Consider the following 4,700-nt stretch of genomic DNA (forward strand, 5'->3'; position numbering starts at 1 on the left):
GCGGGCCCGAGAAGTTGATCAGGACGCGGTCCTCGCCGGTGCCGACCGACTCGACCTGCGTGCCCTCGGGGAACACGGTGCCCACGGCGCCGCGCCCCCCGCCACGACCGCCGCCACGAGCCCCGCCCCGGCCCCGGTGGCCGGGCCCGCCCCGGCCGCCGCCGACGTCCTCGGCCCCTGGGAGGACGCGTTCCGCACGCACGACCCGGCCCCCGAGGGCCGCCACCACCCGCGGCCGGTCCAGCCGGCGGAAACGGGCGTGCTCTCCCTGGAGGAGCGGGACGAGCTGCTCTGGCTGCGCCGCGAGAACGCCGAACTGCGCCGTGAGCTGGACGTGCTCATGCGGGGCGCCGGCGTGTGGCTCAAGAACCTGGCCGACGACAAGCCGGCGGGCTGACCTGCCGATCCACATGTCCGGCAAATAATGATTTGAACGAGCGAGTACTCACTCATTACGCTCGTCCGCATGACCAAGAGGCGACGGGTGCCCGCGATGGCGCCCGAAGACCGCCGTGCCGCCCTCATCGAGGCCACCGTCCCCCTGCTGCGCGCGCACGGCACCGCCGTCAGCACCCGCCAGATCGCCGAGGCCGCGGGCGTGGCCGAGGGCACGATCTTCGGCGTCTTCCCCGACAAGGCCACGCTGCTGCGCGCGGCCCTGATGAGCGCGTTCGACCCCCGTCCGGCCGAGGAAGCGCTCGCCGCCATCGGCGCCACCGCCGGGCTGCGCGCCCGGCTGCGTGAGGTGGCGGCGCTGCTGCGGGCCGGCATGAAGGCCAACGTCAACATCTTCGCCGTGCCCCGCGAGCTCATGGCCGAGGACGCCGAGTTCCGCGAGCACATGCTGGACAGCCGGGCCCGCATCACCGCCGCGATCGCCGCCCTCGTCGAGCCCGACCGCGACCATCTGCGCCGCTCGCCCATGGCCACGGCGCAACTGCTGCTCATGCTCGTCTCGGTGAGCGTCCACCGCGGTTTCGGCCTGTCCGACGACTTCGGCGACATGGACGACGAGGAGCTCGTCTCCGTCCTGCTCGACGGGCTGCTGCTGCCCTCCTACCGCACCCCCATCACAGAAAGCGTCCGTTGATGCTGCTGCGCCTGCTGCGGGTCCAGCTCAGGCCGTACGGGAAGGAGATCACCCTCGTGGTCCTCTTCCAGTTCGTGCAGACACTGGCCACGCTCTATCTCCCCACACTCAACGCCGACATCATCGACCACGGCGTCATCACCGGCGACACCGGTTACATCATGCGCGTCGGGCTGGTGATGCTCGGCGTGACGCTCGTCCAGATCGTCTGCTCGATCGTGGCGGTCTACTACGGCGCCAGGACGTCGATGGCCCTGGGCCGCGACCTGCGCGCCGCGATCTTCCACCGCGTGCAGGGCTTCTCGGCGCAGGAGGTGAACAGGTTCGGGGCGCCGTCGCTGATCACCCGGACCACCAACGACGTGCAGCAGGTGCAGCTGCTCGTGCTGATGACGTTCACGATGATGGTGGCCGCGCCGATCATGTGCGTCGGCGGCATCGTGCTGGCGCTGCGTCAGGACACCGCGCTGTCGTCGCTGCTGCTCGTCGTGCTGCCGGTGATGATCGTCATCGTCGGCCTGGTCGTCTGGCGGATGCGGCCGCTGTTCCGCACCATGCAGGAGCGCATCGACCGGATCAACCAGGTGCTGCGCGAGCAGATCACCGGCATCCGGGTCATCCGGGCGTTCGTCCGCGACCGGCACGAGCGCGAGCGCTTCGGCGTGGCCAACGACCGGCTCACCGACGTCTCGTTGCGGGTCGGCCGGCTGATGGCGCTGATGTTCCCCTCGGTCATGCTGGTCGTGAACGTCTCCAGCGTCGCCGTCATCTGGTTCGGCGGCCACCGCATCGCCGACGGCACCATGCAGGTCGGCGCGCTGACCGCGGTCATCTCCTATCTGATGCAGATCCTGATGTCGGTGATGATGGCCATGTTCATGTTCATGATGATCCCGCGCGCCGAGGTCTGCGCCGAGCGCATCGAGGACGTGCTCGGCACCGACCCGACCGTCCACCCGCCCGCGAACCCCGTCACGCCCGACGGCCACCGGGGCGAGCTGGAGCTGCGGTCGGTCGACTTCCGCTACCCGGGCGCCGAGGACCCGGTGTTGTGCGGGGTGAGCTTCGCCGCGCGGCCGGGCCGGACCACCGCGATCATCGGCAGCACCGGCAGCGGCAAGACCACGCTGCTCAACCTCGTCCCGCGGCTGTTCGACGCGACCGCCGGCGACGTGCTGGTGGACGGCGTCAACGTCCGCGACCTCGACCCGGCGGCGCTGTCCCGCGCGGTCGGCCTGGTCCCGCAGTCGCCCTACCTGTTCTCCGGCACCGTGGCCTCCAACCTGCGCTACGGCCGGCCCGGCGCCACCGACGAGGAGCTGTGGCGGGCCCTGGAGATCGCCCAGGCCCGCGAGTTCGTCGAGGCGATGCCCGGCGGCCTGGACGAGCCGATCTCCCAGGGCGGCACGAACGTCTCCGGCGGCCAGCGCCAGCGCCTGGCCATCGCCAGGACCCTCGTCCACCGGCCCGGGATCTACCTGTTCGACGACTCCTTCTCCGCCCTCGACTACGCCACCGACGCCCGCCTGCGGGCCGCCCTGGCCGAGGAGATCGCCGACGCCACGATCGTCATCGTCGCCCAGCGGGTGAACACGATCCGCGACGCCGACCTCATCCTCGTGCTCGACGAGGGGCGGGTGGTGGGCAGCGGCGACCACGCCGAGCTCATGGAGACCTGCCCGACCTACCGCGAGATCGTGCTGTCCCAGCTCACCGAACAGGAGGCCGCGGCATGACCGCCCAGGCTCCCGCGCGCCGCCCGCAGCCCGCCTTCGGGCCGGGCCGGATGATGGCCGGCCCGGCCGAGAAGGCGCTCGACTTCGGCGGCACGCTGCGCAAGCTGCTGCGCCTGCTGCGGCCCGAACGCGCGATGCTCGGCGTCGTGCTGGCGCTCGGCACGGCCAGCGTCGCGCTCACCGTCACCGGGCCCAAGATCCTCGGCCACGCCACCGACCTGATCTTCTCCGGCATCATCGGCGCCCGGCTGACCCCCGGGCTCACCAAGGAGCAGGCCGTGGCGGGCCTGCGCGCCAAGGGCGAGGACAACTTCGCCGACATGGTCGCCTCGATGAACGTCGTGCCCGGCCAGGGCATCGACTTCACCGCCCTGGCCCACGTCCTGGGCTGGGTGCTGGCCATCTACGTGGTGGCGGCGCTGCTCGGCATCGCGCAGTTCCGGCTCACGACGACCATCGTCCAGCGGGCGGCGTCCCGGCTGCGCGAGCGGATCGAGGCCAAGCTGGGGCGGCTGCCGCTCAGCTACTTCGACGGCCAGCCGCGCGGCGAGATCCTCAGCCGCGCCACCAACGACACCGACAACATCGCCCAGACCCTCCAGCAGACCATGAGCCAGCTCATCTCCTCGGTGCTGACCGTCGTGGGCGTGCTGGTGGTGATGTTCTGGATCTCGCCGATCCTGGCGCTCATCGCCCTGGTCACGGTGCCCGTGTCGGTCTACGTCACCACCGTCGTCGGCAAGCGGTCGCAGCCGCAGTTCGTCAAGCAGTGGTCGTCCACCGGCAAGCTCAACGGCCACATCGAGGAGATGTACGGCGGCCACACCCTGGTCAAGATCTTCGGCCGCCAGCAGGAGGCCGTCGCCACCTTCGAGGAGCACAACCAGGCCCTGTACGCCTCCAGCTTCCGCGCCCAGTTCATCTCCGGGCTCATCCAGCCGGCGATGATGTTCATCGGCAACGTCAACTACGTGCTGGTCGCCGTCGTGGGCGGGTTCAAGGTGGCCTCGGGCGCGATCTCGCTGGGCGACGTGCAGGCGTTCATCCAGTACTCCCGGCAGTTCAGCCAGCCGCTGACCCAGGTGGCCGGCATGGCGAACCTCGTCCAGTCGGGCGTCGCCTCGGCCGAGCGGGTCTTCGAGCTGCTGGAGGCCCCCGAGCAGTCGGCCGAGCCGGCCGAGCCCGCCCGTCCCGCCGAGCTGCGGGGGCGCGTGGCGTTCGAGAACGTCTCCTTCCGCTACGCCCCCGACCGGCCGCTGATCGAGAACCTGTCGCTGACCGTGGAGCCCGGCCAGACCGTGGCCATCGTCGGCCCCACGGGAGCGGGCAAGACGACCCTGGTCAACCTCATCATGCGGTTCTACGAGGTGACCGGCGGCCGCATCACCCTCGACGGCGTCGACACGGCCGAGATGTCCAGGGAGGAGCTGCGCGCCGACATCGGCATGGTGCTCCAGGACACCTGGCTGTTCGGCGGCACGATCGCCGAGAACATCGGCTACGGGGCCGAGGGCGCCACCCGCGAGCGCATCGAGGCCGCCGCCCGCGCCGCCCACGTCGACCGCATCGCCCACACGCTGCCCGACGGGTACGACACGGTGATCGACGAGGAGGGCGCCACGGTCAGCGCGGGTGAGAAGCAGCTCATCACGATCGCCCGCGCGTTCCTGTCCGAGCCGGCGATCCTCATCCTGGACGAGGCCACCAGCTCGGTCGACACCCGTACCGAGGTGCTCATCCAGCGGGCGATGAGCTCGCTGCGCGAGGGCCGGACCAGCTTCGTGATCGCCCACCGCCTGTCCACGATCCGCGACGCCAGCCTCATTCTGGTCATGGACGGCGACGTCCGACTCGGCGAAGAAGACGACCAAGAC

4 protein-coding genes are annotated in these 4,700 nt (G+C 70.9%); all 4 read left to right on the forward strand.

The genetic code is table 11. The features are described from left to right. Positions 1–397, forward strand: a 397-nt coding sequence (locus ACWCSD_RS48060) for a hypothetical protein (protein ID WP_449925748.1), incomplete at its 5' end; no start/stop codon positions are given. A 69-nt stretch (positions 398–466) separates the two neighbouring features. Further along, entirely contained in the window at positions 467–1,090 is a 624-nt protein-coding gene (locus ACWCSD_RS48065) for a TetR/AcrR family transcriptional regulator (RefSeq protein ID WP_397166552.1), read from the forward strand. Then, complete coding sequence (locus ACWCSD_RS48070; RefSeq protein WP_449925752.1) at positions 1,090–2,826, forward strand: ABC transporter ATP-binding protein; 1,737 nt, start codon at positions 1,090–1,092, stop codon at positions 2,824–2,826. Before ACWCSD_RS48065 ends, ACWCSD_RS48070 begins: the two co-directional genes overlap by 1 nt. Beyond that, on the forward strand, positions 2,823–4,700 hold a 1,878-nt coding region (locus tag ACWCSD_RS48075), incomplete at its 3' end, for an ABC transporter ATP-binding protein (protein WP_449925755.1). The genes ACWCSD_RS48070 and ACWCSD_RS48075, both read left to right, overlap by 4 nt.

Source organism: Nonomuraea sp. NPDC001684 (genome assembly GCF_053596515.1).